General features: G+C 60.5%; 24 protein-coding genes. 2 read left to right on the top strand and 22 right to left on the bottom strand.

The annotated features are described in order from the left end of the window. Window position 1: 1 nt before the first annotated feature. Window positions 2–2,098: a polyphosphate kinase 1 gene (gene ppk1 / locus DIC66_RS10750; protein ID WP_117176968.1), complete on the bottom strand. Its 2,097-nt coding sequence runs from the start codon at window positions 2,096–2,098 to the stop codon at window positions 2–4. A gap of 177 nt (window positions 2,099–2,275) precedes the next feature. On the opposite strand from ppk1, the gene DIC66_RS10745 reads away from it, so the two are divergent. Beyond that, window positions 2,276–2,677: a hypothetical protein gene (locus DIC66_RS10745; protein WP_117176966.1), complete on the top strand. Its 402-nt coding sequence runs from the start codon at window positions 2,276–2,278 to the stop codon at window positions 2,675–2,677. Window positions 2,678–2,696: 19 nt separating this feature from the next. Here DIC66_RS10745 and DIC66_RS10740 read toward each other — a convergent pair whose 3' ends face one another. The 5 genes from DIC66_RS10740 to DIC66_RS10720 form a co-directional block, all read right to left on the bottom strand. Continuing rightward, complete coding sequence (locus tag DIC66_RS10740) at window positions 2,697–3,206, bottom strand: GNAT family N-acetyltransferase (RefSeq protein WP_117176964.1); 510 nt, start codon at window positions 3,204–3,206, stop codon at window positions 2,697–2,699. A gap of 2 nt (window positions 3,207–3,208) precedes the next feature. After that, window positions 3,209–4,540, bottom strand: coding sequence for a phosphoglucosamine mutase (gene glmM, locus DIC66_RS10735; protein WP_117176945.1), 1,332 nt, complete (start codon window positions 4,538–4,540; stop codon window positions 3,209–3,211). A 34-nt stretch (window positions 4,541–4,574) separates the two neighbouring features. After that, entirely contained in the window at window positions 4,575–5,450 is an 876-nt protein-coding gene (folP, locus tag DIC66_RS10730) for a dihydropteroate synthase (RefSeq protein ID WP_117176943.1), read from the bottom strand. Window positions 5,451–5,552: 102 nt separating this feature from the next. After that, entirely contained in the window at window positions 5,553–7,469 is a 1,917-nt protein-coding gene (gene ftsH / locus DIC66_RS10725) for an ATP-dependent zinc metalloprotease FtsH (protein ID WP_117176941.1), read from the bottom strand. 163 nt (window positions 7,470–7,632) lie between these two features. Further along, window positions 7,633–8,286, bottom strand: a complete 654-nt coding sequence (locus DIC66_RS10720) for an RlmE family RNA methyltransferase (RefSeq protein ID WP_117176939.1) — start codon at window positions 8,284–8,286, stop codon at window positions 7,633–7,635. Between the two features lie 31 nt (window positions 8,287–8,317). Here DIC66_RS10720 and DIC66_RS10715 point away from each other — a divergent pair, with 31 nt between their 5' ends. Then, window positions 8,318–8,803: a YhbY family RNA-binding protein gene (locus DIC66_RS10715; protein ID WP_117176937.1), complete on the top strand. Its 486-nt coding sequence runs from the start codon at window positions 8,318–8,320 to the stop codon at window positions 8,801–8,803. On the opposite strand, the gene DIC66_RS10710 is transcribed toward DIC66_RS10715, so the two are convergent. The 16 genes from DIC66_RS10710 to DIC66_RS10635 all read right to left on the bottom strand — a co-directional run bounded on the left by DIC66_RS10710 (window position 8,800) and on the right by DIC66_RS10635 (window position 26,513). Further along, window positions 8,800–9,252 carry a DUF4149 domain-containing protein gene (locus tag DIC66_RS10710; protein ID WP_117176935.1) on the bottom strand — a complete coding sequence of 151 codons (453 nt, stop codon included), beginning with the start codon at window positions 9,250–9,252 and terminating at the stop codon, window positions 8,800–8,802. The genes DIC66_RS10715 and DIC66_RS10710 overlap by 4 nt on opposite strands. Then, the gene (gene greA / locus DIC66_RS10705) at window positions 9,252–9,728 is read right to left on the bottom strand and encodes a transcription elongation factor GreA (protein WP_117176933.1); all 477 of its coding nucleotides are present in this window, start codon (window positions 9,726–9,728) and stop codon (window positions 9,252–9,254) included. Before greA ends, DIC66_RS10710 begins: the two co-directional genes overlap by 1 nt. Before the next feature lie 47 nt (window positions 9,729–9,775). Next, window positions 9,776–13,030: a carbamoyl-phosphate synthase large subunit gene (carB, locus tag DIC66_RS10700; RefSeq protein WP_117176931.1), complete on the bottom strand. Its 3,255-nt coding sequence runs from the start codon at window positions 13,028–13,030 to the stop codon at window positions 9,776–9,778. 31 nt (window positions 13,031–13,061) lie between these two features. Beyond that, window positions 13,062–13,718, bottom strand: coding sequence for a leucine efflux protein LeuE (gene leuE, locus DIC66_RS10695; RefSeq protein WP_117176929.1), 657 nt, complete (start codon window positions 13,716–13,718; stop codon window positions 13,062–13,064). Continuing rightward, window positions 13,715–14,881 (bottom strand): glutamine-hydrolyzing carbamoyl-phosphate synthase small subunit, encoded by a 1,167-nt coding sequence (gene carA / locus DIC66_RS10690; protein ID WP_117176927.1) that lies wholly within the window; start codon window positions 14,879–14,881, stop codon window positions 13,715–13,717. Before carA ends, leuE begins: the two co-directional genes overlap by 4 nt. Before the next feature lie 512 nt (window positions 14,882–15,393). After that, on the bottom strand, window positions 15,394–16,170 hold the full coding sequence (locus DIC66_RS10685) for a TrmH family RNA methyltransferase (protein WP_117176925.1): 777 nt from the start codon (window positions 16,168–16,170) through the stop codon (window positions 15,394–15,396). Window positions 16,171–16,179: 9 nt separating this feature from the next. Next, complete coding sequence (rnhB, locus tag DIC66_RS10680; protein WP_117176923.1) at window positions 16,180–16,812, bottom strand: ribonuclease HII; 633 nt, start codon at window positions 16,810–16,812, stop codon at window positions 16,180–16,182. Further along, window positions 16,784–17,968, bottom strand: coding sequence for a lipid-A-disaccharide synthase (lpxB, locus tag DIC66_RS10675; RefSeq protein ID WP_233505871.1), 1,185 nt, complete (start codon window positions 17,966–17,968; stop codon window positions 16,784–16,786). Before lpxB ends, rnhB begins: the two co-directional genes overlap by 29 nt. 7 nt (window positions 17,969–17,975) lie before the next feature. Further along, a complete protein-coding gene (gene lpxA, locus DIC66_RS10670) occupies window positions 17,976–18,770 on the bottom strand; it encodes an acyl-ACP--UDP-N-acetylglucosamine O-acyltransferase (protein WP_117176921.1) in 795 nt (264 codons plus the stop codon). A 10-nt stretch (window positions 18,771–18,780) separates the two neighbouring features. After that, on the bottom strand, window positions 18,781–19,221 hold the full coding sequence (gene fabZ, locus DIC66_RS10665) for a 3-hydroxyacyl-ACP dehydratase FabZ (protein WP_117176919.1): 441 nt from the start codon (window positions 19,219–19,221) through the stop codon (window positions 18,781–18,783). Then, entirely contained in the window at window positions 19,218–20,192 is a 975-nt protein-coding gene (gene lpxD / locus DIC66_RS10660; RefSeq protein ID WP_117176917.1) for a UDP-3-O-(3-hydroxymyristoyl)glucosamine N-acyltransferase, read from the bottom strand. Before lpxD ends, fabZ begins: the two co-directional genes overlap by 4 nt. Before the next feature lie 25 nt (window positions 20,193–20,217). After that, window positions 20,218–20,727, bottom strand: a complete 510-nt coding sequence (locus DIC66_RS10655) for an OmpH/Skp family outer membrane protein (protein WP_117176915.1) — start codon at window positions 20,725–20,727, stop codon at window positions 20,218–20,220. Then, window positions 20,727–23,048: an outer membrane protein assembly factor BamA gene (bamA, locus tag DIC66_RS10650; protein ID WP_117176913.1), complete on the bottom strand. Its 2,322-nt coding sequence runs from the start codon at window positions 23,046–23,048 to the stop codon at window positions 20,727–20,729. The genes DIC66_RS10655 and bamA overlap by 1 nt, the downstream gene beginning before the upstream one ends. A gap of 42 nt (window positions 23,049–23,090) precedes the next feature. After that, window positions 23,091–24,461 (bottom strand): RIP metalloprotease RseP, encoded by a 1,371-nt coding sequence (rseP, locus tag DIC66_RS10645; protein WP_117176911.1) that lies wholly within the window; start codon window positions 24,459–24,461, stop codon window positions 23,091–23,093. 13 nt (window positions 24,462–24,474) lie between these two features. Continuing rightward, window positions 24,475–25,662: a 1-deoxy-D-xylulose-5-phosphate reductoisomerase gene (dxr, locus tag DIC66_RS10640; protein WP_117176909.1), complete on the bottom strand. Its 1,188-nt coding sequence runs from the start codon at window positions 25,660–25,662 to the stop codon at window positions 24,475–24,477. After that, on the bottom strand, window positions 25,659–26,513 hold the full coding sequence (locus tag DIC66_RS10635; protein ID WP_117176907.1) for a phosphatidate cytidylyltransferase: 855 nt from the start codon (window positions 26,511–26,513) through the stop codon (window positions 25,659–25,661). Before DIC66_RS10635 ends, dxr begins: the two co-directional genes overlap by 4 nt. Between the last annotated feature and the right edge of the window lie 2 nt (window positions 26,514–26,515).

Below are 26,515 nucleotides of genomic sequence, written 5' to 3'. Positions count from 1 at the left end.
CTTACTGGCCCTGAATGTTGCGGCTGTAGCGTGCCATCAGCACACTTTGCGCCCCTCGCGCTTTTTTACGCGCAGGCGCTTTGACACGCGTATAGATACCATCCGCACCCAGATCCCAGGCATCAACCTGGTCATGCAAGTAGACCATCAGGCACTCTTCCTTGAGGCGCTCGCGCTGTGCTGAATCGGTCACCGGCCAAGCCAGTTCCACACGACGCACCATGTTGCGATTCATCCAATCCGCGCTGGACAGGTACATCTCTTCCTGCCCACCATCCTGAAAATAGAAAACGCGCGAGTGTTCCAGAAACCGCCCAATCACAGAGCGCACCCGGATGTTCTCGGTTTGTCCCGGCACTTGTGCTGGCAGCATGCAGGCGCCGCGCACAATCAGATCGATTTGCACACCTTGCATGCCCGCACGCATCAGGCCCTCAATAAGCGCCTCGTCGGTCAGCGCGTTCATCTTGATCACCATGCGGCAGGCATTGCCCTGCCCTGCAGACTTGCCCAGCGCATCCATCTTGGCTATCAGATTGCGTTGCAAGTAGAAAGGCGCCAGCCAGATCTTTTTCAGGGGCGGCAATTTGCTTTGGCTGGCAAGGTGAACAAACACATTTTCCATATCCGTAGTCAGTGCCACATCCGCTGTGAGCTGGCTGATGTCGGTATACAGCTTGGCGGTGCGCGGGTTGTAGTTGCCCGTCGACAGATGCCCATAGCGTTTGAGTGAGCGCCCTTCGCGCCGGGTGATCAGCATCATCTTGGCGTGGGTCTTCAAGCCCACGACACCGTAAAGCACCTGCGCGCCTATGGACTCCAGCATCTCCGCCCAGTTGATATTGGCCTCTTCATCAAAGCGTGCCTTGAGCTCCACGACCACGGTCACTTCCTTGCCACGGCGGACAGCTTCGCGCAGCAGGTCCATGAGTTCCGAGTCCGGGCCGGTACGGTAAATGGTCTGCTTGATCGCCAGGACATTGGGGTCCTGTACTGCTTCGCGCAAAAAGTCCAGCACCCCATCAAAGCTCTCAAAGGGCTGATGAATCAGGATATCGGCTGTTTTGAGTTGCTCGAAAATGGATTGCCCGGCATGAATTTGCCGAGGGTAGGAGCCCCGATAAGGCGGGAAGCACAGGTCCGCGCGGTCAGCCAAATCAATCAACTGTGTCAAGCGTACCAAATTGACCGGACCAGGCACTCTGTAGAGTGACTCTGGTGGCAGTTCGAACTGGCCCAGCAGCATATTGGCCAAATAGTCGGAGCAGCCTGCAGACACCTCCAAGCGCACGGCCTGACCATAGTGCCGGTGCACCAGTCCCTGGCGAAGGGCCGTACGCAGGTTTTTCACATCCTCCTCATCAACCGCCAGATCGGAGTGACGGGTAACACGGAATTGTGAGAACTGATCCACCGTGCGTCCGACAAACAAATCGGTCAAATGGGCCCGGATCACACTCGACAGCGAAACCAACAACACCTTGCCACCTGATTCCCGCGCAGGCATGCGAATCATGCGCGGCAAGACCCGTGGCACCTTGACGATGGCTATTTCATTGGAACGACCAAAAGCGTCCTTGCCGCCCAGACGGACAATGAAGTTGAGAGACTTGTTGGCAACTTGCGGAAAGGGATGCGATGGGTCCAGCCCCACAGGAATCAACAGCGGTTTGACCTCCCGGTTGAAGTACTGGCGCACCCATGCCCGCTGCGCAGTATTGCGCTCTCCATGGGAAATGATCTGGATGTGCTGCCTTTGCAACGCGGGCAGCAACTTGTCGTTGTACAGCGCGTACTGGCGTGCTACCAAAGCGTGCAGGGACGTTGCGAGATGCTGGAATGTATCGACGGTGTAGAGACCTTTGCTATCGCCTGCCTGAGCTGCAATCAGATGAGGCTCGGCCCGCACTTCGACAAATTCGTCCAGGTTGGATGACACGATGCACAGATAGCGCAGTCGTTCCAGCAAGGGTACGTCGCTGCGCTCTGCCCAATTCAGCACCCGTTCATTGAACGCCAGAATGCTGTGGTCGCGGTCCAGCAAAGCGGGTACGGCAACTTGGGGAGCACTTTTTACTGGAGACACAGATATCGGCATGAACCCACAACCCTCGCGATGGCAAAACAATGACTGATTGTTGACAGCCAGTAAGTCATTTGTGTGACGATCCGCAAGTCAACGTGCAGTGCACTGCACATCCGACAGGGAAATCCAGCCCATCCCCTACAATTTGGGTAAGGCCATCAACTCTCAGAGCCAAGGAATTCCAAAAATATGAAACCAATTTACCTCGCCAGTTTGATTTTGCTGGCTTTGATACTGGGCCTTGCACTGATAGGTATGGTGTTGATAGGTCTGAACAAGATTCACGCAAGAAACGCCACCCGATTCACCCAATTTTCCACTGTGCTGGTATTGGGTGCTTCTTTTGCAATGACCCAAACCAATTGGCCTGGAATACAACTTCGTCAACTCGATTTTTGGTCACTGATGGTCATTTTGGCCATTGTTGCCTACTCCATTATCTGGGCCGCCATTGCCTACCGTCTCAACAAAGTGACCGCCCGAGGCGATTTTGGAGAAAGTTATATGTTGTCCATGCTGCACAGCGACAGCCAGTCGCCCCCCATGGACGATTTCGCCCAAACCAAGCTGATAGAACGCAAAAAACGCTAGGCTATCGCGGCAACCGGGGTCAGTCCAGCCACTTCTGCATGAAGCTGGCCTGCCCTGCGGCAGGGTCAAGCTGGTACTGCGCAAAGCCGCTGCGCACATAGAGGCGCAGAGCCGGATTATTGGACAGCACTTCCAGAGTGATCTTGCAGGCGCCGTGTGCGCGGGCCACACGCTCCACCTCGACCAACAGGCGCTCGCCAATGCGGCGTCCACGCGAGGCTGCAGCCACCGTGAGGTCATGCACATTCACGAGCGGCTTGCAGGCAAAGGTGGAGAAACCCAGTATGCAGTTTGCCAGGCCCACAGGTGCATCATCTCCTTCGCCATCGAACGCCAACAGGCTAAAGGCGTACGGCAGCTTGGCCAATTCAGATACCACGTTGGCTTTGGCAAAGTCGGACAGTGCCTCACCGCCTCCCATGGGGTCACGGGCATAGGCATCCAGCAAACTTACCAAGGCTGTCGCGTGGCGCGGGTTGGCATAGTCGGCACGGCAAATGCGAATGCCATCTGAGATGGTGTTTGACATGCTCAGACTTTCAGTGTGTCGGCTATGCGCTGCGCAGACTGCAAGGCCTGCGCTGCATCACGCGCCTCCACCATCACCCGAACCAAAGGTTCGGTACCACTGGCACGGATCAGTACACGGCCGGTGTTGCCCAGTTCAGCCTCCACCGCGGCGGTGGCACTGTGCAGGGCTGCACTCGATTTCCAGTCCTGCCCGGGAGCCAGGCGCACATTGATCAGGGTTTGCGGAAAAAGTTCCACACCGGCCAGCAACTGCGCCATGGACTTGCCAGAGCGCACACAGGCCTGCAAAATTTGCAGTGCCGAGACCAGCCCATCACCCGTGGTGTGTTTGTCGAGCGCCAACAAATGGCCCGAGCCCTCTCCGCCCAGAATCCAGCCCTGCTTTTCCAATTCTTCGAGCACATAGCGGTCACCCACTTTGGCGCGCACAAACTGCACACCGCGGGCTTTGAGCGCCACTTCCACCGCCATATTGGTCATCAGGGTGCCCACCACGCCGGGCACTGCATCACCTCGGCCCAGGCGGTCATCGGCCATCAAGTACAGCAACTCGTCGCCATTGAACAGTCGCCCCTGCTTGTCTACCAGTTGCAAACGGTCAGCATCTCCATCGAGTGCAATGCCAAAGTCTGCCTGGTGCTGTTTCACCGCTGCCACCAAAGCCTGAGGATGGGTCGCACCCACGTCCTTGTTGATGTTCAGGCCATCGGGCGCACAGCCAATGGCAATTACCTCGGCGCCCAGTTCATGGAAGACCTTGGGTGCAATCTGGTAGGCGGCGCCGTGCGCGCCATCCACCACAATTTTCAAGCCCCTCAGAGTCAGGTCACTAGCGAAAGTGCTTTTGCAAAACTCGATGTAGCGTCCGGCCGCATCATCCAGCCGCCTCGACTTGCCCAGCTGCGCCGACTCTGCCCACACCGGCGCACGCTCCAGGGCGGCCTCCACTGCAATCTCCCAGGCATCAGGCAGCTTGCTTCCCTGCGCACTGAAAAATTTGATGCCGTTGTCGGCAAACGGATTGTGGCTGGCACTGATGACCACGCCCAGCGAGGCGCGCTGCGCCCGCGTCAGATAGGCCACGCCCGGTGTAGGCAAGGGGCCCAGCAGCACCACGTCCACACCAGCGGAGTTGAAGCCGCTCTCCAGCGCGCTTTCCAGCATGTAGCCAGAAATACGCGTGTCCTTGCCGATCAGCACCGTGGGACGTGTCTCTTTTTCCTTGAGCACCTGGCCCACTGCGTGCGCCAGGCGCAACACAAAGTCAGGGGTAATGGGGCTTTGCCCCACGGTGCCACGAATGCCATCCGTACCAAAATATTGACGTCCCATGCCGAGTCCTTTTCGCGTTTGTTGGAATTGTTGTTTACGTACCGGCCGCCTGCATGGCGGCCAAAACCTTGAGAGCCTGCACCGTCTCCGCCACATCGTGCACGCGCACTATAGCTGCACCGTTTTGCACTGCCAGCAAAGCCGCCACCACGCTGGGTACCATGCGCGCCTTCGCGTCCACGCTGGCCACCTGCGCTGGCGCGGTCTGCGTCACCGCTGCCAGGGAAGACTTGCGTGACCAACCTGCCAACACCGGGTAGCCCAGAGGCAGCAGTTCGGCCTGGCGCGCAAGCAAGGCAAAGTTTTGCTGCACCGTCTTGCCAAAGCCGATACCGGGGTCCAGGCAGATGCGTCGGGCATCCACGCCCTGCTCCCGCAGTTGCTGCCCCATCGCCTGCAAAAAGAACGTTACCTGTGGCACCACGTCACCTTCCATAGGGGCTGTCTGCATGGTCTGCGGCTCGCGGTGCATGTGCATCAAGCACACGCCACAGGTGGCATGACTCCGCACCACATCACTGCCGATCTGCCCACTGCTGTCGCCCTGCCAGCGCAAAGCCCAGATGTCGTTGATGATGTCTGCACCCAGTTCCAGGGCGGCCCGCATCACAGCCGGCTTGTAGGTGTCCACCGAGACCGGAACGCCCAAGGTCACCGCGTGGCGCAAGACGGGCAGCACGCGCGCCAGTTCTACTTCCTCGGGCACAGCGGGAGCACCGGGACGGGTGGATTCGCCGCCTATGTCCAGAATGTCCGCGCCGTCCTTGAGCAATTGCTCGCAATGGGCCATGGCCGACGGATGCGTGGCGAAGTGTCCACCGTCCGAGAACGAATCGGGCGTGACGTTGACGATGCCCATGACCTGGGGGCGGCTCAGGTCAATCAGAAAGCGGGAAGTTTGCCAATGCATGAACGAGTGGGTACGCAAAGTTACGTGGGCCAATAAAACAAACGGGGCTTGCGCCCCGTTGGATGACCTCGCCAAAAGGCAAGGTAGGTGTCCGGCAAGCGATCAGGCCACCGTGGGCGCCGGGTCAGCCGCTACGGCCGCCGCTCCACCGCCATCGCCCGTTCCGGAGCTCGGTGTGCGTGGCGTCCAGTCCTTGGGCGGACGGGGCTCCTTGCCAGCCATGATGTCGTCGAGTTGGTCGCTATCGATGGTTTCCCATTCCAGCAGGGCCTTCGCCATGGCGTGCATCTTGTCCTGGTTGTCTTCGATCAGCTTGCGCGCTTCGGCGTACTGCTGGTCGATGATGCGGCGTACCTCAGCGTCCACCTTTTGCATGGTCTGCTCGCTCATGGTAGTGGTCTTGGTAACCGAACGGCCCAGGAACACTTCGCCTTCGTTCTCGGCATAGACCATGGGGCCCAGTGCGTCGGTCATGCCGTAGCGGGTGACCATGTCACGGGCGATGTGGGTGGCGCGCTCGAAGTCGTTGCTGGCGCCGGTGGTCATCTGCTTCATGAACACTTCTTCGGCGATGCGGCCACCAAACAGCATGCTGATCTGGTTGAGCATGTATTCGCTGTCGTAGCTGTAGCGGTCTTGCGCGGGCAGGCTCATGGTCACGCCCAGGGCGCGGCCACGGGGAATGATGGTGACCTTGTGCACGGGGTCGCACTTGGGCAGCATCTTGCCAATCAGGGCGTGGCCGGACTCGTGGTAGGCCGTGTTGCGGCGCTCACCTTCGGGCATGACCATGCTCTTGCGCTCGGGGCCCATCAGGATCTTGTCCTTGGCGCGCTCAAAATCCTGCATTTCTACCAGACGTGCATTGCGGCGGGCGGCCATCAGGGCGGCTTCGTTGCACAGGTTGGCCAGATCAGCACCACTCATGCCGGGCGTGCCACGGGCGATCACGCCGGGGCTGACATCCTGGCCCAAGGGCACTTTGCGCATGTGCACGTTCAGGATTTGCTCCCGGCCGCGGATATCGGGCAGGGTGACATAGACCTGGCGGTCAAAACGGCCGGGGCGCAGAAGGGCGGCGTCCAGAATGTCGGGGCGGTTGGTGGCGGCCACAACGATCACGCCGACATTGGTCTCAAAGCCGTCCATCTCCACCAGCATCTGGTTGAGGGTCTGTTCGCGCTCGTCATTGCCACCACCCAGACCGGCACCACGCTGGCGACCGACCGCATCGATTTCGTCAATGAAGATGATACAGGGGGCGTTTTTCTTGGCGTTGTCAAACATGTCGCGCACACGCGATGCGCCCACGCCGACGAACATTTCCACAAAGTCAGAACCCGAGATGCTGAAGAACGGAACCTTGGCCTCACCGGCAATCGATTTAGCCAGCAGGGTCTTGCCGGTGCCCGGAGGGCCAACCAGCAGCAAACCGCGCGGAATGCGGCCACCGAGCTTCTGGAACTTGGCCGGGTCTTTGAGGAAGTCCACGACTTCCTTCACTTCTTCTTTAGCCTCGTCGCAGCCGGCCACATCCGCAAAGGTCACCGTGTTGGTGGCCTCGTCCAGCAGGCGCGCCTTGCTCTTGCCGAAGCTGAAGGCACCGCCCTTGCCGCCACCCTGCATCTGGCGCATGAAGTAAATCCAGACACCGATCAGGAGCAGCATGGGGCCCCAGCTGACCAGCAAGGTCATGAGCAGGGAGCCCTCTTCGCGGGCCTTTACGTCGAATTTGACGCCGTTGTTGATCAAGTCGCCCACCAGACCACGGTCCAGGTAAGTGGCCGTGGTTTTGACACGGCGGTCGTCGGTGGTGACAGCGACGATTTCGGTACCGCCCTGCCCTTCCTGAATGATGGCGCTCTTGATGCGCTTGCCACGCACTTCTTCAAGGAAGTCGGAGTAACCCATCATGCCCGAGCTGGCTGTGCCACGGGCATCAAACTGTTTGAAAACGGTGAACAGCACCAGTGCGATCACCAACCAAACTGCAATTTTCGAAAACCACTGATTATTCAAACGAGGCTCCAGACAGGACGCAAAAAAGTGTAGGCCAAAACCGATTGGGGCTACGGCTTGGACTACTTGGTCACCATTTTAGGCGTTTCAAGCTAATCGACACGGCCTTTTCATACTTTCGGCCACATTTAGCGCAGGGAATTGATCCAGGTTCAGCCCCGGACTACTTCAGCCCCATACCCACCAGAAAGGTTTCCGAGGAGCGGTCGCGCGAGGCCTTGGGCTTGAAGGGCTTGACCGTGGCGAAGGCATTCTTGAAGTGCTGCACCACGTCGTTGTAGCTGGCGCCATGGAAAACCTTGGCCACCAGCGCGCCCTGCGGCTTCATATGGTTTTGAGAAAACTCGATGGCCAGCTCCACCAGGTACTCCACCCGCGCCGCATCGGCCGACGAAATACCCGACAGGTTGGGGGCCATGTCCGAGACCACGATATCTGCCTGGCGTCCGGCCAGGGCGGCTTCCAGCTGGAGCAGCACATCAGCCTCGCGGAAATCCCCCTGGATGAAGGTCACCCCTTCAATCGGCTCCATGGGCAGCAGGTCCAGCGCGATGATGGTGCCATTGAGTGCACCCACCGCCGCGCCGTCTGGCGACATGCGCCGGCGCAGGTACTGGCTCCAGGCACCCGGCGTAGAGCCCAGGTCCACCACCAATTGGCCGGGCTTGATCAGGTGCAGGGTCTCGTCAATTTCCTTGAGCTTGTAAGCTGCACGCGCACGGTACCCCTCCCTGGCCGCCAATTTGACGTAGGGGTCGTTGATGTGATCATGCAACCAGGCCTTGTTGACCTTTTTGCTGCTGGTTTTAGTTTTCATAGTCTTTCCGTGCGCAGGAGATAATACCCACATGCCTCAAATTCAATTGACTCCCGCCCAGCGCAAGGTTCACCGCGCCGAGGCCCACCATCTTGATCCCGTCGTTCTGGTCGGCGGCGACGGCCTGACCGCCAACGTCATCAAGGAAATCGACCTGGCCCTGAACTCCCACGGCCTGATCAAGGTCCGTGTTTTTTCGGACGACCGCGTCGCCCGCGAAGCCATGTTCCAGCAGCTCAGCACCGATCTCAGCGCAGCACCCATCCAGCACATCGGCAAACTGCTGGTGCTGTGGCGCCCACAGCCCGAGAAGGCGGAAAAAGAACGCGTGGTCGATGAAGACCGCATGGCCGGCCCGCGCGACTTCAAGGTTCTGAAGTACAGCAAACGCGCCGGTCAGCGCCCCGAAGTCAAGACCCTGCGCGTGCTGGGCAACCAGCGGCTCACCGCCGGTGGCAATGTGCGCCGCGCCAAGCCCAAAAACCTGGTCAGCATCAAAAAACGCAGCCAGACTTAAAGCGGGGCGCTGGCTGGCTGTGCACTGGCGGCATTCGCCAGCTTGCCGAACACCAGCAGCGCACACGCCCACTGCCCAAAATACATGGCGGTTCCCACGCCGTGCCACAGGGCCAGGTTGTCACGCGCCACAATGCGTGGCGACACGCCAAACTCCACCAGCAGCGCCAACAAGGCACCGGCCAGCGCCAGTAGGGTGCAGGCAGGAATCACGCGTGCGCTGGGTGCGAGTTTTTCGGAGCGAAAGCACATCAGCAGCAGCAAAGCACACACCGCGGATACGCCGGTCTGGGCGGCGAACAGCTTGGCCGCCATGCCACCGGCCATCGCCGGATTAGGTAGATTCGCAAACAACATGGGCACCACAAAAAAGCCCAAGGTGGTAAGGCTCATGGCCCAAGCCGCAGCCAGCCACAAGGGCAGGCTTCGCCACACGCTGGAGTCGGCCATCAGATGTAGTGCACCGCCACGATTTCGTAGGACTTGAGGCCGCCGGGTGCCTGCACCACCGCGGTATCGCCCTCCTCCTTGCCAATCAGCGCGCGCGCAATCGGCGAGCTGATGTTGACCAGCCCGAGCTTCAGGTCGGCCTCGTCCTCACCCACGATCTGGTACTTCACGCGCTCGCCGCTGTCTTCTTCTTCGAGTTCCACCGTGGCGCCAAACACCACGCGCCCACCCGCGTCGAGCGATGCGGGGTCAATGATCTGGGCCACCGAGAGCTTGCCTTCGACTTCCTGGATACGGCCTTCCACAAAGCCCTGGCGGTCCTTGGCGGCTTCGTACTCGGCGTTTTCGCTCAGGTCGCCCTGGGCGCGCGCTTCGGAAATGGCGTTGATCACCCAGGGGCGCTCCACCGTCTTGAGCTTGTGCAACTCGGCCTTGAGGATCTCGGCGCCGCGTTTGGTAATGGGAATAGTGGCCATGCTTGTCTTTAAAAAGGAAGGGCGAATGATAGCGACTGAATGGCGGTTCAAGCTGCCAACTGGGCGTGCATTTCCTGCACCGAGATCACGCTCAGGTTGTCCAGGTACTTCATGCCCTCCACTGCCGCTTCGGCGCCGGCGATGGTGGTGTAGGTGGTGACGCGGGCCAGCAGGGCCGAGGTGCGGATGTGGCGCGAATCCACAATCGCATTGCGGCGCTCTTCCACAGTGTTGACCACCAGCACGATCTCGTTGTTCTTGATCATGTCCACAATGTGCGGACGGCCCTCAGTGACCTTGTTGACCACACCGCACTTCACGCCCGCGGCATTGATGGAGGCCGCCGTACCCTTGGTGGCCACCACCTCAAAGCCCAGGGCAACCAAGTTGCGTGCCACTTCCACGGCGCGCGGCTTGTCGCTCTGCTTGACCGAAATAAAAGCCCGACCCGAACGTGGCAGCTTGGCGCCCGCGCCGATCTGGGATTTCACAAAGGCTTCGCCAAAGGTCTTGCCCACACCCATGACTTCGCCGGTGGACTTCATTTCCGGGCCCAGGATGGTGTCCACGCCAGGGAACTTCACAAACGGGAACACGGCTTCCTTGACGCTGAAGTAAGGCGGCGTGACTTCCTTGCCGATGCCTTGAGAAGCCAGGGTCTGACCTGCCATGCAGCGCGCAGCCACCTTGGCCAGCTGAATGCCAGTGGCCTTGCTCACAAAGGGTACGGTGCGGCTGGCACGCGGGTTCACCTCCAGCACGAAGATGATGTCCTTGCCGTCCACATTCTGGATGGCGAACTGCACGTTCATCAGGCCCACCACGTTGAGCGCACCGGCCATGGCCGCCGACTGGCGCTTGATCTCGTTGACGGTTTCTGCCGACAGTGAGTACGGCGGCAGCGAGCAGGCGGAGTCGCCACTGTGCACACCGGCTTGTTCGATGTGTTCCATCACGCCGCCGATGAAGGTGGCGCCGGTCGCATCACGAATGCAATCCACATCGCACTCGATGGCGTCATTCAAAAAGCGGTCCAAGAGCACGGGCGAGTCATGGCTGACCTTGACGGCTTCGCGCATGTAGCGCTCCAGGTCGCGCTGCTCGTGCACGATTTCCATGGCGCGGCCACCCAGCACATAGCTTGGGCGCACCACCAGGGGGTAACCCAGGGCGGCAGCTTTTTCCAGGGCTTCAGGCTCGGTGCGGGCCGTGGCGTTGGGTGGCTGGCGCAGTTTGAGTTCGTGCAGCAGCTTCTGGAAGCGTTCACGGTCTTCAGCGGCATCAATCATGTCGGGCGAGGTGCCGATGATGGGCACGCCGTTGGCTTCCAGGTCGAGTGCGAGCTTCAAGGGCGTCTGGCCGCCGTACTGCACGATCACACCCAGGGGCTTTTCCTTGTCCACGATTTCCAGCACGTCTTCCAGGGTGAGCGGCTCGAAGTACAGGCGATCCGACGTGTCGTAGTCGGTGGACACGGTCTCGGGGTTGCAATTGACCATGATGGTCTCGTAACCGTCTTCGCGCATGGCCAATGCGGCGTGCACGCAGCAGTAGTCAAACTCGATGCCTTGGCCGATGCGGTTGGGGCCGCCACCCAGTACCATGATTTTCTTGGCATTGGTGGGTTGCGCTTCGCACTCGGAGCCTTCGGCCTCGTAAGTGGAGTACAGGTAGGCGGTGTTGCTGGCGAACTCGGCCGCGCAGGTGTCCACCCGCTTGTAGACCGGGCGCACGCCCAGGGCGCGGCGCTTTTCGCGCACCGCCTTGTCGGTGGTCTTGAACTGGCGCGCCAGGCGGCGGTCCGAGAAACCTTTTTGCTTCAGGCTGCGCAGGGTGCCTGCGTCGATCTTGTCCAGCGTGCTGCCGCTGGCGGGTTGGGGCAGGCGCTCGATTTCGAGTTCGATCTTGACGATCTGCTCGATCTGCACCAGAAACCAACGGTCGATCTTGGTCAGCGCGAAAACCTCTTCCACGCTCATGCCCTGGGCGAAGGCGTCGCCCACGTACCAAATGCGCTCGGGGCCGGGCTCACCCAGCTCTTTTTCCAGCACTTCGCGGTCCTGGGTTTTTTCGTTCATGCCGTCCACGCCCACTTCCAGTCCGCGCAAGGCTTTCTGGAACGACTCCTGAAAGGTACGGCCCATGGCCATGACCTCGCCCACGGATTTCATTTGCGTGGTCAGGCGGCTGTCGGCTGCGGGGAATTTCTCGAAGGCAAAACGCGGGATCTTGGTCACCACGTAGTCGATGCTGGGCTCGAAGCTGGCCGGGGTCAGGCCGCCGGTGATGTCGTTGCGCAACTCGTCCAAAGTAAAGCCCACGGCCAGCTTGGCCGCCACCTTGGCAATCGGGAAGCCGGTGGCCTTGGAGGCCAGCGCGCTGGAGCGCGACACGCGCGGGTTCATCTCAATTACCACCATGCGGCCGTCATCGGGGTTGATGGAAAACTGCACGTTGGAGCCGCCGGTGTCCACGCCGATTTCGCGCAGCACGGCCAGCGAGGCATTGCGCAGGATCTGGTATTCCTTGTCGGTCAGCGTTTGGGCCGGTGCCACGGTGATGGAGTCGCCGGTATGCACGCCCATGGGGTCCAGGTTTTCGATGGAGCAGACGATGATGCAGTTGTCCGCCTTGTCGCGCACCACTTCCATCTCGTACTCTTTCCAACCCAAGAGCGACTCTTCGATCAGCAGCTCGTTGGTGGGCGAGGCTTCCAGGCCACGCTTGCAAATCGTCTCGAACTCTTCCGGGTTGTAAGCGATGCCGCCGCCCGTGCCGCCCAGCGTGAAGCTGGGGCGAATGACGGTGGGGAAACCCACGGTGCGCTGCACGGCCCAGGCTTCGTCCATGCTGTGGGCGATGCCGGAGCGGGCCGAACCCAGACCGATCTTGGTCATGGCGTCCTTGAACTTCAGGCGGTCTTCGGCCTTGTCGATGGCTTCGGGCGAGGCACCGATCAGCTCGACCTTGTATTTTTCCAGCACGCCGTTGTGCCACAGGTCCAGCGCGCAGTTCAGTGCGGTCTGTCCACCCATGGTCGGCAGGATGGCGTCAGGGCGCTCCTTGGCGATGATCTTCTCCACCGTCTGCCAAGTGATGGGCTCGATGTAGGTGACGTCGGCCGTGGCCGGGTCGGTCATGATGGTGGCCGGGTTGCTGTTGATCAGGATGACCTTGTAGCCCTCCTCACGCAGCGCCTTGCAGGCCTGCACGCCGGAGTAGTCGAACTCACAGGCCTGGCCGATGATGATGGGGCCGGCGCCGATGATGAGAATGCTTTGGATATCAGTACGTTTTGGCATTTTTTTATCTAGTTTTATATCTAGGTTTTATCTAGTTCAGGCTGGCCGTGGCCAGCTTGGTTCCAAACCACAGGAACAGGCCGCCCACCGCGCTGGACAGGCCAGCAGTGAGTCGGCGTCGCACGCGAAAGGCATCGGCCAGGCGCGCGCCCAGGAAGATCAGGGCAGAGAGATACAGGGCACTGAACACCATGATGATGGCGCTCAGAATCAGGAAGGGAATGGCGGGCGTGTCGTAGCTCGGGTCAATGAACTGCACGAAGAAGGACAGCAGGAACAGAATCGCCTTGGGGTTCAACAGGCTGATGACCAGCGCACGCTTGAAGGGGTGCTGCAGGTTCACCGGGGCTTCGGCTACAGGAGCGCCGTCCACACCCTTGTTGCGCCATTTTTGAATCGCCGCCCAGATCAGGTTCACACCCACCCAGGCGAGGTACGCCGCACCCAGGTACTTCACCACCAAAAAAACTTCCGGGTTGGAGCGCAACAGACTGGCCGCCCCCAGGGCCGTGAGCAGCAACAGCACGGTGTCACCCACGAACACGCCAAAGGCACCCTGGTAACCGGCCCGCACACCGCGCGCCGTGGCAACCGACAGGACATACAGCGAGTTGGGGCCGGGCAACAGAATGATGCCCACAGCCCCTATCACGTAGGTCCACAGATCGGTGACCCCGTAAAAACTCATGCGCGCGCCTCCATCAGGCCCACGAAGCGGTCAAACAGGTAGCCGATATCCTGCGGGCCGGGTGAGGCTTCGGGGTGACCCTGAAAGCAGAACGCGGGCTTGTCGGTGCGCTCCAGGCCCTGCAGGGTGTTGTCAAACAGGCTGATGTGGGTGGGGCGAAGGGTGGCAGGCAGGCTCGTCTCATCCACCGCAAAACCGTGGTTCTGGCTGGTGATGGACACGCGACCGCTGTCCAGGTCTTTGACCGGGTGATTCGCACCGTGGTGACCGAACTTCATCTTGAAGGTCTTGGCACCCGAGGCCAGGGCCATGATCTGGTGGCCCAGGCAAATGCCGAAGGTGGGGATGCCGGACTCGATCAGTTCATTAGCCGCGGCAATCGCGTAGTCGCAGGGTTCCGGGTCGCCAGGGCCGTTGCTGAGAAAAATGCCGTCGGGCTTGTGCGCCAACGCCTCGGCTGCCGAGGTTTGCGCAGGCACCACGGTCACTTTGCAGCCGCGTTGAGCCAGCATGCGCAGGATGTTTTTCTTCACGCCAAAGTCGTAGGCAACGACGTGGAATTTGGAAGTGGTCTGCTCGCTGTAGCCCTTGACCAGATCCCATTCGGTCTGGGTCCAGCCGTAGGTGGTGTCACTGCTGACCACCTTGGCCAGGTCCAGGCCCGACATATTGGGTGCGCCCTTGGCAGCGGCCACGGCGCGCTCGATGGCAGCGCTGGTGACTTTTTCACCGGCGGCCAGCGCCAGGATGCAGCCGTTTTGTGCGCCTTGGGTGCGCAGCTGGCGGGTCAACTGACGCGTGTCGATGTTGGCAATGGCCACAGTGCCCTGGTCCACCAGATAGGCATCGAGTGTCTGGCTCAAGCGGAAGTTGGAGGCCACTTGGGGCAGGTCTTTGATGATGAGTCCTGCGGCCTGCACTTTGTCGGACTCGACGTCTTCGAGGTTGACGCCGTAGTTGCCGATGTGGGGATAGGTGAGCGTGACGATCTGCTGGCAATAGCTGGGGTCGGTCAGGATTTCCTGGTAGCCGGTCATGGAGGTGTTGAACACGACTTCACCGACGGTGGAGCCTGCAGCTCCAATGGAATTGCCAATATAGACCGTGCCGTCTGCGAGCGCCAAAATAGCGGGTGGGAAGGTTCCCTTGAGAGACAAAAGCACTGGTTACTCCGAATGGGTTACGGTTACGCCCAAACGCGCTCAAGAAGGGCTCTTGGCGGATGCTTTTGAGAGGGGAAGATTCAGAGTTGCGCTTGGGACAGCTGTTTTCTGGAAAGCCACCGATTATAGCGGAGGGTAGGTAGTAACCCGGCGGATGCTGACGGCAAATTTACTTGGAGTAGCACCACGCTCTCATTCATACGCATCGGCTGGGCCACTTACGCACTCCTGCGCTTTGGCTCGGCAGTGGGGGTGAGGCTGACGCCCTCATAGCGGGGTACCGCAAATCGGGCGTCAGCCTCACCCCCACTGCCGCGTTGCGATGGGCTTGGTGCACGAACTACAAACACCGGATGCCCAGACGATTGCCTTTGAAATCTATCGCTTACCAACCCTGCAGGAGCGGTAGCGGGGCTTGGGCCAATGACCGATTTGCGGTACTCCGGTATGAGGGCATTGGCCCAAGCCCCGCTGCCGCGCCGGGTCAAGCAGAGCGAACCAACCCCGAGAAACTATCCGCCTGAAGAGCGCAACGAACTGGCATGCAGACAGATGGCCGCAGCAGCAGCAACATTGAGAGACTCTTCACCCCCTGGCTGCCCGATGCGCACAAACACCGAAGCCCGCGCCATCAACTCGGCCCCCACGCCCTGCCCTTCATGACCCATGACCCAGGCACAGGGCTGGGGCAACTCCAAAGCCTGAATCAGCTCCCCCTGATGCGAACTGGTCACCACCAGCGGCAGGGTCAAAGCCTGCAAGTCCTCCAGAGACAAGCCCTCAACCAAACGCAACCCAAAATGCGCGCCCATACCGGCCCGCAGCACCTTGGGGCTCCACAGCGCGGCTGTACCCTTGAGAGCCAGCACCTGCCGAAAACCAAAGGCACCGGCGCTGCGCAAAATGGAACCTACATTGCCGGCATCCTGCACGCGGTCCAGGATTACCGTGGCAGCTTGCGGCGCAATGGTCGTATCGGTCGGCAGGTCCAAGACAAAGCCCATGCTGGCCGGGGACTCCAGGGCGCTGATGTCCTTGAACAGCGCGTCGCTCACCACGACCTTTTTGCCAGCCACATCGGCCAGTGGACCCCGCAACTGCGTCCACAGCGACTCGGCATACACCGCAACGGCCGGTTGCAAACCACGCTGCAAGGCAGCGCTGCACAGATGGTCGCCTTCGATCCAGAAACGCCCGGCACGGCGGTACGCCGTGTTGTCCTGGGCGAGCCGGCGGAGCTCTTTGAGCAAAGGGTTGTCGCGCGAGGTGACGAAGGTCGGTTCAGTCATGGCTCACACTCACACCAGCACCTGCGCAACCGGCGCAAAGGTCTTTCGGTGTTCGGGGCAGGCGCCGTGCGTGCGCAGTGCCGTCAGATGCTCTGCCGTACCGTAACCCTTGTGCCCGGCAAAGCCGTACTGCGGGTACTGCAAGTCGAGCTCCCGGCACCAGCGGTCACGTGTGACCTTGGCCAGGATAGAAGCAGCGGAGATGGCGGGCACCGTGGCGTCACCGCGCACGATGGCTTCGGCCAGCACGTCCAGCACGGGCAGACGGTTGCCATCCACCAGCACTTTGTGGGGTTTCAGACGCAAGCCTTCCACCGCGCGGCGCATGGCCAAGAGCGTGGCCTGCAGGATATTGAGCTGGTCGATTTCTTCCACGCTGGCCTGGGCCACCGAACAGCACAGGGCCTTGGCGCGGATCTCGTCATAGAGCTTTTCACGACGCAAAGCACTGAGCTTTTTGGAATCGTTTAGGCCCTTGATCGGGTTCTGGTCGTCCAGGATCACCGCAGCGGCTACCACGGGGCCTGCCAGCGGACCGCGGCCGGCTTCGTCCACACCGGCAATCAGGCCGGTGCTGTCCCAGACGAAGGCGACCTGATGAATTTTGGCGGGATCAACTTTGGAGGACTTTTTGGATGGCATCGGTGGCTATTGTCGCGGTGTCGCGCTGCAGACTGTGGTGCAGCGCGACAAATTGTGTCTGCAAGGCCTGCAAGCGCTGCGGGTCTTGGCTGGGGGCATCCAGCCAGGCCAGGGTGGCATCCGCCAACGCCTGCGGCGTGGCGGCGTCCTGCAGCAGCTCGGGCACCACAAACTCGGCGCACAGGATGTTGGGCAAGCCCACCCAGGGCTGCAGGCGCTTTCTGCGCATGATCTGCCACGACAGCCAGTTCTGGTGGTAGGCAATAACCATGGGGCGCTTGTAGAGGGCTGCTTCCAGGGTGGCGGTGCCGCTGGCAATCAGAGTGACGTCACAGGCTGCCAGGGCCGCATGCGACTGGCCGTCCAAAATGGTGACGCTGTCCTGCAAACCGCATTGCTGCACCAGGCTCTCGATCACGGCTCGAAAGCCCGGCACCACTGGCAGCACAAAGCGCGTGGTGGGCTGCGCCGCCCGGATCAGCGCAGCGGCCCGGATGAAGCGCTCCGCAAGATGGCTGATTTCCGAACGGCGGCTACCGGGCAAGATGGCCACCAGCGGCGCCGTGGCATCCAGCCCCAGTGCCAGCCGCGCCGCAGCCCTGTCAGGCTCCATCGGAATAACGTTGGCCAGCGGATGGCCGACATAGGTGGCGGCAATGCCGTGGCGTGCCAGCAGCTCTGGCTCAAAAGGAAAAATGCACAGCACATGGTCGGCACTGCGGCGGATTTTTTCCATGCGCTCGGGTCGCCAGGCCCAGACCGAGGGGCAGACAAAGTGCACGGTCTTGATGCCGGCCGCGCGCAGGTCTTCTTCAAGCTTGAAGTTGAAGTCCGGCGCGTCGGTACCTATGAAAATGTCTGGCCGCTCTTTGAGCAATCGCTTGCGCATCTGGTCTCGGATGCCAACGATCTCGCGGTAGCGGCGCAGCAGCTCCCAGTTGAAGCCATGCACCGCCAGCTTCTGGAAGGACCACCAGGCCTGAAAGCCCAGCCGCTCCATGTGAGGGCCACCAATGCCCATACTGGTGAGATCTGGCCAGCGGGCTTTCAGGCCACCCAATAGCAGTCCGGACAGCAAATCGCCGGACACCTCGCCTGCAACCATAGCGACCTTGGGCGCAGCGTCCGCAGGGGCCATGCCCGGCACAGCGCTCATGCGCGGCCTAGCGAACAATGCCGCGCTGCGGCGAGGTCTGCTCCAGAAAGCCCAACATCATCTCCACATCGGGCGCTGCTTCGGGCGTGTCATCCACCAGGGCGGCGATGCGGGTGCGGGCGTTGTCCAGCGTCAGGTCATCGCGGTACAGCGCCTTGTGCATGGCCTTGACAGCGGCAATGCGCTCGGGCGAAAAACCGCGACGGCGCAAACCTTCATAGTTCATGGAGCGCGCTGCTGCCGGCTGGCCCTGGCACATCACAAAGGGCGGCAGGTCGGCAAACAGCAAGGCGCACATGGCGGTCATGCTGTGGGCGCCAATGCGCACAAACTGGTGCACCACGGTAAAGCCACCCAGAATCACCCAGTCGCCCACATGCACATGGCCTGCGAGCTGCGAATTGTTGGCAAAAATGGTGTGGTTGCCGACCTGGCAGTCATGCGCCAGGTGCACATAGGCCATGATCCAGTTGTCATCGCCCACGCGGGTCACGCCCACATCACCGGGCGAGCCGATGTTGAAGGTGCAGAACTCGCGCACGGTGTTGCGGTCGCCGATGATGAGCTCGCATGGCTCACCCGCGTACTTCTTGTCCTGCGGTATGGCGCCCAGCGAGCTGAACTGAAAGATGCGGTTGTCGCGCCCAATCGTGGTGTGGCCTTCGATCACCACATGCGGGCCAATGGTGGTGCCGGCGCCTATGCGCACATGCGGGCCAATCACTGTGTACGGGCCTACCGTGACCGAACTGTCCAGCTCGGCCTTGGGGTCTACCACTGCTGTGGCGTGAATCGCGCTCATGGTGCCACCCTCAAGCCACGGAGCGCATAGCGCAGGTCAGCTCGGCCTCTACAGCCAACTCACCATCCACCGTGGCGCGGGCCTTGAATTTGAAAATGCCGGCCTTGGTGCGCAGCAGTTCGGCCTCCAGAATCAGCTGGTCACCCGGCTCCACCGGGCGTTTAAAGCGCGCACCGTCAATGCCGGCAAAGTAGTACACCATGTCTTCGCTGGGTGCGGTGCCCAGGGCGTCAAAGGCCAGCAGACCGGCGGCCTGGGCCAGGGCTTCCAGCATCAGCACGCCGGGCATGACCGGGCGGCTGGGGAAGTGGCCTTCAAAAAAGGGCTCGTTGATGGTGACGTTTTTCAGCGCCTTGATGCGCTTGCCTTTTTCCAGCTCGATCACCCGATCCACCAACAGGAAGGGGTAGCGGTGGGGCAGCTGTTTGAGAATTTTGTGGATGTCCATCATGGTTTATTTTCTTTCTCCAAAGTCTTGATGCGGTCACGCAAGGTGTGCAGCTGCTTGAGCGTGGCTGCGTTGCGCTCCCAGGAAGCGTTGTCGTCCAGTGGAAACACGCCGGTGTAGTGGCCGGGCTTGGCAATGGACTTGGTGACCACCGTGGCAGCCGAGATGTTCACGCCGTCTGCAATTTTCAAATGGCCCAGAACCACAGCGCCGCCACCAATCGTGCAATGTTCGCCAATAGTGGCACTGCCCGCCACGCCGACACAGCCCGCCATGGCTGTATTGCGACCCACGCGCACGTTGTGGCCGATCTGGATCAGGTTGTCGAGCTTGACGCCGTCCTCAATCACCGTGTCCTGCAAGGCGCCGCGGTCTATGCAGGTGTTGGCGCCAATTTCCACATCGTCGCCGATGCGCACGGCGCCGAGTTGTTCAATCTTTTCCCAGCGCTCGCCGTCCGGCGCAAAGCCAAAGCCGTCGGCGCCAATGACCACGCCCGCATGCAGAATGCAACGTGCGCCAATCACGCAGTCCTCGCCCACCGTCACGCGCGACTTGAGTACCGTGCCTGGGCCGATGCGGGCACCCTGCTCGACCACGCACAAGGGACCGACAAAGGCGGTCGCATCCACCTGTGCAGACGGGTCCACCACGGCACTCGGATGGATGCCGGGCACGCGGCTGCGGGTTTGCTGCTGGCGCCAAAGCTGGGTCAGACGGGCAAAGTAGAGGTAAGGGTTGTCGGCAACAATCAGTGCCACCCCTGTGGGCGCCATGTCCTGCAAGGCGGGCGCCACAATCACGCAGCCCGCGCCGGTCGCACGCAATTGCGCCTGGTAGCGGGGGTTGCTCAGGAAACTGATGTGCTGAGACTGGGCCGACTCCAGGGGGGCAAGACCCTGAATTTCAAGGGCCGGATTGCCGCGCAGCGTTCCACCCAGCGCTTCAACAATAAAAGCCAGCGAAAGTTGCATGGCCTAGCACGCGTAACCAGATCGATTACTTGGCACCGGCGTTCAGGATCTTGATGACCTTGTCGGTGATATCAATCTTCGGGTTGAAATAAACCGCCTCTTGCACAACCAGGTCGTATTTCTCGGATTCAGCCAACTGGCGAATGGCCTTGGTGGCTTTCTCGTACACCTGTTGCAGCTCTTCGTTGCGGCGGCCGTTCAGGTCTTCGTCGAACTCGCGCTTTTTGCGTTGGAAGTCGCGGTTTTGCTCCACGAATTCTTTTTGCTTGGCGGCGCGCTGACTCTCCGTCATGGTGGGTGCGTCGCGCTCGAACTTCTCACTGAAGGACTTCAGGGTGCTCTGCAAATCAGTGAGTTCCTTCTGTCGCTTGGAGAACTCTGTTTCCAGCTTGGCGGTTGCTGCCTTGGCCGGCGCCGACTCGCTGGTAATACGCTGCGAGTTGATAAAAGCAATGCGGGACTCCTGGGCATACGCACCAGAAACCAGAGCCATGCACAGCAGGCCAGAAGCCCAAATTGTCTTAAGTTTCGTCATTAGAAGGAGGTTCCAATCTGAAAGGCCAGGGACTGCATTTTATCGCCATCGAATTGGCGGATCGGCTTTGCAAAGGCCAGGCGAAGCGGGCCCACTGGAGAAATCCAGCTGACGCCCACACCCACCGAGGCGCGCATGTCATCCAACACCACAGGATCGTTGGGTCCGTAAATTCCGCCCACGTCCACGAAACCGAACCACCGGAGGGTACGGTCACTGCCACCGCCAGGAAACGGCGACAGCAATTCGGCATTCAAGGTGATTTTCTTGGGGCCACCAGGAGCAATGCCCGTGGTCAACCCACCGGCGGCTATCACAGCAGCTCTTTGTGTTGCAGTGGTAAGGCTGCCCTGCTCAAAGCCGCGTACCGAACCCAGGCCTCCCAATGCATAGTTTTTCAGCACGGGGTAGTTCAGGCCATCGGTACCCATGCCCAGATCGACCTGTGCATTCAAGGCCAAGGTCGTCTTTTTGGAAACCGGAAAAAACTGCTGCACCTGTGCCGTGCTGCGCACGTAGCGCAGGTCGCCCGCCACACTCCACTCGCCATTGAGGCGCAGGACACGTCCGGTACTGGGAACCAGTGCACTGTCGCGGGTATCGCGCGACCACCCCGCGGTCAGTGGCAAGGAATAGGTGACCAGGCCGAATTCATTGGCAAAGTCCTGGTACACCGTGGGCAGCAGGGTTCCGGGAATGATTTCCGTGCGGTCAAATCCACCGCCCAGGAACACCGTGTCCGATTCAGTAAACGGCACGCCAAAAACCATGCTCGCCCCGGTGGTCTGCACAGAGTAGCTGTCGATGTCGGTATAGGGTTTGCTGGTTCGCTGGGCCAGGTTAATGGTGCGCGAAACACCATCTTCGGTGAAATAGGGGTTGGTGGTATTGAATACCAGTGTGCGGTTGTATTTGCTGGTATTGACCTCTACGCCCAGCGAACTGCCAGAACCGAAGGCATTTTCCTGGCGAAAGCCAAACGTGAGCCCCAAGCCATCGGCGCTGGATACGCCAGCACCCAAACTGATGCTGCCCGTGGGCTTTTCCACTACGTTGACCGTCAAGTCCACCTGATCCTGGGTTCCGGGCACCTCCTGGGTGTCCATCGTCACTTCCTTGAAATAGCCCAGGCGGTCCACACGGTTACGTGACTGGCGAATTTTTTCTCCGTCGTACCAGGAGGCTTCCAACTGGCGGAATTCGCGGCGTATCACTTCATCGCGGGTGCGGTCATTGCCCGCCACATTGATACGGCGCACATAGGCGCGCCGGGACGGGTCGCCCACCAGGGTGATTTCCACCTGGTTGGTGGCACGGTCAATGTCCGTCTTGGCTTCGGCACGACCGAAGGCATAACCAAAGTTGCCGTAATAATCGCTGAACGCCTTGGTGGTCTGTGCAACCTGGTCTGAGTTATAGGCCTCGCCTGCCTTAATGGTGATCAGGGATTGGAACTCTTCTTCCTTCCCAAGGTAATTGCCTGCCAGCTTGATCCTGGATACAGCAAAGCGGTCGCCTTCGGTCACATTGACGGTGATGTTCATACCCTGCTTGTCAGGCGATATGGCCACCTGCGTGGAGTCGACCTTGAACTCCAGATAGCCCTGGGTCAGGTAGAACGACCGCAGCGTCTCGATATCCGCATTGAGCTTGGTGCGTGAATAGCGGTTGGACTTGGTATACCAGCTCAGCCAGCCTCCTGTGTCCTGGTCAAACAGGTCCAGAAGACGGGACTCCGTGAAGGCGCGCGCGCCGACGATGCGGATTTCCTTGATTTTTGCCACATCCCCTTCGGACACAGCAAAACTCAGGTTGACACGGTTGCGCTCGATGGGGGTGACCGTGGTGACGATCTCGGTGGTGTACATGCTCTTGCTGATGTACTGCCGTTTGAGCTCCTGCTCGGCGCGGTCCACCAGTGCCTTGTCATAGGGCCTGCCATCTGCCAGGCCAATGTCGCGCAAAGCCTTTTTCAGAATGTCCTTGTCAAACTCCTTGGAGCCGGAAAACTCTACGTCTGCAATGGTGGGGCGCTCTTCCACCACCACCACCAGCACACCGTCCTTGGCCTCGATGCGCACATCCTTGAACAGCCCCAAGGCAAACAGGGAGCGGATGGACGCCGCTGCCTTTTCGTCACTGTAGGTATCCCCCACACGAACCGGGATGGATGCGAACACCGTGCCGGCTTCCACACGCTGCAGACCTTCAACACGGATATCACGTACTGCAAAGGGCTCCAGCGCAATGGCGGCATGGGCTACCAGCCCGGCCACAACTGCGGCCACTGTACGCAGTACAAAAATGGATTTCAAACGCATGGGATAAAAATATTCTGGTTTGGAAAAAAAAGCAAAGCCGGGTCAGGACAGCAGGCGTGACAGGTCATTGAAAATCGCAATCGACATCATCACCAGCAACAAGGCAAATCCCAAGCGCTGCAATCCGGACAACCACGCCTCCGAGACGGCATGCCCGGTGACCCCCTCCCAGCCATAATACATCAGGTGCCCTCCATCGAGCACGGGCAGTGGCAGCAGGTTAAGTACCCCCAAACTGATGCTAATGAGCGCCAAAAACACCATGAACTGCTCCAAACCAATGGAAGCCGATCGGCCCGCATAGTCCGCAATGGTGATGGGACCACTCAGATTGCGAACCGAGGACTCACCGGTCACGATCTGCCCCATCATGCGCAGGGTCAGCCCGGACACTTCCCAGGTTTTTTGAGCCGCCTTCTGCATGCCCGCCCAGAAGCCATAGCGCACCTGGACCATGGAGGGCATGCCGCCGATCATGGCACCGACACGGCCTATGGTTTGTGCCGCTTCTTTCTCCTGACGGGGCGTGACAGCAATGTCCAACTGCTGCCCCTGGCGCTCTACCCGCCACACCTGCGCATGCGGCGCCTTGCTGGCGCCAGAGTTGCGAATGAGTTCCCGCAATTGCGCGCCATCGGCAATAGGCAAACCATTGACCTGCAGGACCAGGTCACCGGGCTGCAGGCCTGCGGCCAGCGCTGCACCGCCCGGCGACAAATCACCAATGTGGGCTGGTGAGTACGGTGTGACAAAGCCAATGCTGCGAAACAGCGACGCGTCGGCATGGGTCACATCCAGACTCTCGAAAGACAAGCGTGCGGAGTGCCGGGTGCCCTTTTGCTCTCCTGCTGCCAGGTACTCCACCCGCAGGCTCTTGGCGCCCAGTGCCGCACGGGTCAGCCACCAACGGAAATCCTCAAACGACACGACATCCTGCAGCGGCTCATCCTCAAAGCTGACTTGCACAATGCGCTCACCCCCTGCGAAGCCCGCCTTTTCAGCCACGGATCCAACGGGCGGTCTGGAGACCAGCGCCTCAGGCTCGGTGACTCCCATCCAGTTGACACAGGTATACAAAATCAGGGCCAGGACGAGATTGGCCAGCGGACCCGCGGCAACGATGGCCGCCCGGCTCTTGAGCGGCTTGCGGTTAAAGGCATAGGAAAGCTCGCTTGCGTCCACCGGTCCTTCACGCTCGTCGAGCATTTTCACAAAACCACCCAGTGGCAACAAGCCGACCTGGTACTGCGTGCCGGAACGCCTGGATGTCCATCCAAATACGCGCGGGCCAAAGCCGATGGAAAACTTCAACACCTTGACGCCGCAGGCGCGCGCCATGGAAAAGTGTCCCCACTCATGGACCGCGACCAGCAAGGCAATCGCGACCAGAAACGCAGCAAGTGTCAGCAGCATGGAATGCAGCCTGTCAGCCGAGCCCCTGGGCGATACCCAGCGCCACCGAGCGGGACTCCAGGTCCAGCGCAATCAGGGCGTCCAAAGAGTCTGGTCGCATGAAGCGGACACGGCCCAGGGTTTCCAGGTTGACGTGGTGAATCTGGTCAAAGCGGATCCGTCCGTTCAGGAAGGCATCCACGGCAATCTCGTTGGCAGCATTCAACACCGCCGGAGAACTGTCTGGCCCTTCAAGCACGCGCCAAGCCAGGGACAGGCCGGGATAGCGCAGCATATGGTCGTTGGAGCTGAAAGGCTCAAAAGTCAGGGCCGCCAGCCGCGTGAAATCCAATGCCGAGGCACCACTCTGAATACGCCGCGGCCAAGACAAGCCATAGGCGATGGGGCCACGCATGTCCGGCGTGCCCAGTTGGGCCACCACCGAGTTGTCAACAAACTGGACCATGGAGTGAATCACGCTTTGCGGGTGAATCACCACCTCGATCTGGCGCGGCTCCATGCCAAACAGAAATTTGGCTTCAATGACTTCCAGCGCCTTGTTCATCATGGTGGCCGAATCCACCGAAATCTTGCGCCCCATCACCCAGTTGGGGTGGGCACAGGCTTCTAGCGGCGTCACCGTGCCAAGCGTCCCTGGGGCGCGCGCCCGAAAAGGCCCACCCGAGGCAGTCAGTATGATTTTGTCGACCAGCGACTTCCAGGTGGAAGCGTCATCGGGCAGTGACTGGAATATGGCGGAGTGTTCGCTGTCAATGGGAAGCAAAGTGGCGCCACCCGCCTGCACCGCATCCATAAACAAATGGCCCCCCACCACCAGCGCTTCCTTGTTGGCCAGCAGCAGCCGCTTGCCGCTGCGCGCCGCAGCCATGCAGGGCGCCAAACCAGCAGCACCCACAATAGCCGCCATGACCGCATCTACCTGCGGATGAGCGGCAATGTCAGCAATGGCTTGCATGCCCCACAGCACTTCGACAGCCAAGCCTTCGGCTGTGCAGCGCTGCTTGAGGTCGCGTCCACTGGCGGCATCGGCCATGATGGCAAAGGCGGGCTTGTGCAAACAGCATTGGGCAAACAGGGCATCCACACTGGTGGAGGCCGTCAAGGCAAACACCTCGTAGTGGTCGGGGTGCAAGGACAGCACCTCCAGGGTGTTTACCCCGATGGAGCCGGTCGATCCCAAAATGGCAATGCGTTGTTTCATACCAGGCCCTCACTTACCAGCATCATGGCCAAGGGAAGAATGGGCAGCAGCGCGTCCACACGGTCGAGCACGCCGCCATGGCCGGGCAAGAGGTTGCTGCTGTCCTTGACGCCAGCGGCGCGCTTGAACAGCGACTCCACCAGGTCACCCACCACACTCATGGCCGTCAAAAAGGCAACACCAATCAACAGCACCGGCAGGCCCCTGGCCCACAGGTGGCTGTACACGCTGGCGGAATCGGGTGTGCCGTGGCCATCGGCATAAATCCAGCCCAAGGCCACCAGCAGAACGGTTGTCGCACCACCCACCACACCTTCCCAGGTCTTGCCGGGGCTGATGGAAGGTGCCAGCTTGTTGGCAAAGAACTTGCCGCCCAGCTTGCGACCTGCAAAATAGGCACCGATGTCAGCGCTCCACACCAGCACCAGCACCGAAAGCAAAAAGTTGATGCCGGCCAGCCTGGCCTGCATCACTGCCAGCCACGCGGCCCACAGCAGCACCAGTCCACCCAGCAAACGCAGCGCAGCAGGCAGTGCCAGCCAGGACGCCGCGCCGGCGCGCAAAACCCAGGCACTGGCAAGCACCCAGAAGCCGCCAACGACCAGCCACAACGGCCCCGTCCGCGCCATAGGTAGCCCCCAAAACCAGCTGCCGGCGCAGAGTGCAGCGCAAGCCACTCCGGTGCAAAGTGAAGCCGTGGAAGCAAAGCCATTGAGCCGCGCCCACTCCCAGGCTGCGCAGGCCAGTAGAACCAGCGTCACTACGCCAAAGGGCACAGGCGTTGAATAAAAGGTGGCCGGCAGCAGTATGGCCAGCAGCACCAGCGCCGTGATGATTCTTTGCTTTAGCATGT

It is taken from the genome of Rhodoferax lacus, assembly GCF_003415675.1.
Classification (GTDB): domain Bacteria; phylum Pseudomonadota; class Gammaproteobacteria; order Burkholderiales; family Burkholderiaceae_C; genus Allorhodoferax; species Allorhodoferax lacus.
The sequence above is the reverse complement of the archived record's forward strand: the minus strand, read 5'-3'. Positions and strand labels throughout refer to the sequence as shown.

What these genes read in the sequence shown, in the direction of transcription:
- bamA (WP_117176913.1), bottom strand. Translation starts at nt 23,048, where the DNA reads ATGCGTTTGAAATCCATTTTTGTACTGCGTACAGTGGCCGCAGTTGTG.
- rnhB (WP_117176923.1), bottom strand. Translation starts at nt 16,812, where the DNA reads ATGCCATCCAAAAAGTCCTCCAAAGTTGATCCCGCCAAAATTCATCAG.
- DIC66_RS10740 (WP_117176964.1), bottom strand. Translation starts at nt 3,206, where the DNA reads ATGTCAAACACCATCTCAGATGGCATTCGCATTTGCCGTGCCGACTAT.
- leuE (WP_117176929.1), bottom strand. Translation starts at nt 13,718, where the DNA reads ATGAGTTTTTACGGGGTCACCGATCTGTGGACCTACGTGATAGGGGCT.
- carB (WP_117176931.1), bottom strand. Translation starts at nt 13,030, where the DNA reads ATGCCAAAACGTACTGATATCCAAAGCATTCTCATCATCGGCGCCGGC.
- DIC66_RS10720 (WP_117176939.1), bottom strand. Translation starts at nt 8,286, where the DNA reads ATGAAAACTAAAACCAGCAGCAAAAAGGTCAACAAGGCCTGGTTGCAT.
- folP (WP_117176943.1), bottom strand. Translation starts at nt 5,450, where the DNA reads ATGCATTGGCAAACTTCCCGCTTTCTGATTGACCTGAGCCGCCCCCAG.
- DIC66_RS10685 (WP_117176925.1), bottom strand. Translation starts at nt 16,170, where the DNA reads ATGACTGAACCGACCTTCGTCACCTCGCGCGACAACCCTTTGCTCAAA.
- DIC66_RS10655 (WP_117176915.1), bottom strand. Translation starts at nt 20,727, where the DNA reads ATGACGAAACTTAAGACAATTTGGGCTTCTGGCCTGCTGTGCATGGCT.
- lpxB (WP_233505871.1), bottom strand. Translation starts at nt 17,968, where the DNA reads ATGAGCGCTGTGCCGGGCATGGCCCCTGCGGACGCTGCGCCCAAGGTC.
- lpxA (WP_117176921.1), bottom strand. Translation starts at nt 18,770, where the DNA reads ATGAGCGCGATTCACGCCACAGCAGTGGTAGACCCCAAGGCCGAGCTG.
- ppk1 (WP_117176968.1), bottom strand. Translation starts at nt 2,098, where the DNA reads ATGCCGATATCTGTGTCTCCAGTAAAAAGTGCTCCCCAAGTTGCCGTA.
- rseP (WP_117176911.1), bottom strand. Translation starts at nt 24,461, where the DNA reads ATGCTGCTGACACTTGCTGCGTTTCTGGTCGCGATTGCCTTGCTGGTC.
- DIC66_RS10745 (WP_117176966.1), top strand. Translation starts at nt 2,276, where the DNA reads ATGAAACCAATTTACCTCGCCAGTTTGATTTTGCTGGCTTTGATACTG.
- greA (WP_117176933.1), bottom strand. Translation starts at nt 9,728, where the DNA reads ATGGCCACTATTCCCATTACCAAACGCGGCGCCGAGATCCTCAAGGCC.
- glmM (WP_117176945.1), bottom strand. Translation starts at nt 4,540, where the DNA reads ATGGGACGTCAATATTTTGGTACGGATGGCATTCGTGGCACCGTGGGG.
- fabZ (WP_117176919.1), bottom strand. Translation starts at nt 19,221, where the DNA reads ATGATGGACATCCACAAAATTCTCAAACAGCTGCCCCACCGCTACCCC.
- DIC66_RS10635 (WP_117176907.1), bottom strand. Translation starts at nt 26,513, where the DNA reads ATGCTAAAGCAAAGAATCATCACGGCGCTGGTGCTGCTGGCCATACTG.
- lpxD (WP_117176917.1), bottom strand. Translation starts at nt 20,192, where the DNA reads ATGCAACTTTCGCTGGCTTTTATTGTTGAAGCGCTGGGTGGAACGCTG.
- DIC66_RS10710 (WP_117176935.1), bottom strand. Translation starts at nt 9,252, where the DNA reads ATGGCCGACTCCAGCGTGTGGCGAAGCCTGCCCTTGTGGCTGGCTGCG.
- DIC66_RS10715 (WP_117176937.1), top strand. Translation starts at nt 8,318, where the DNA reads ATGCCTCAAATTCAATTGACTCCCGCCCAGCGCAAGGTTCACCGCGCC.
- dxr (WP_117176909.1), bottom strand. Translation starts at nt 25,662, where the DNA reads ATGAAACAACGCATTGCCATTTTGGGATCGACCGGCTCCATCGGGGTA.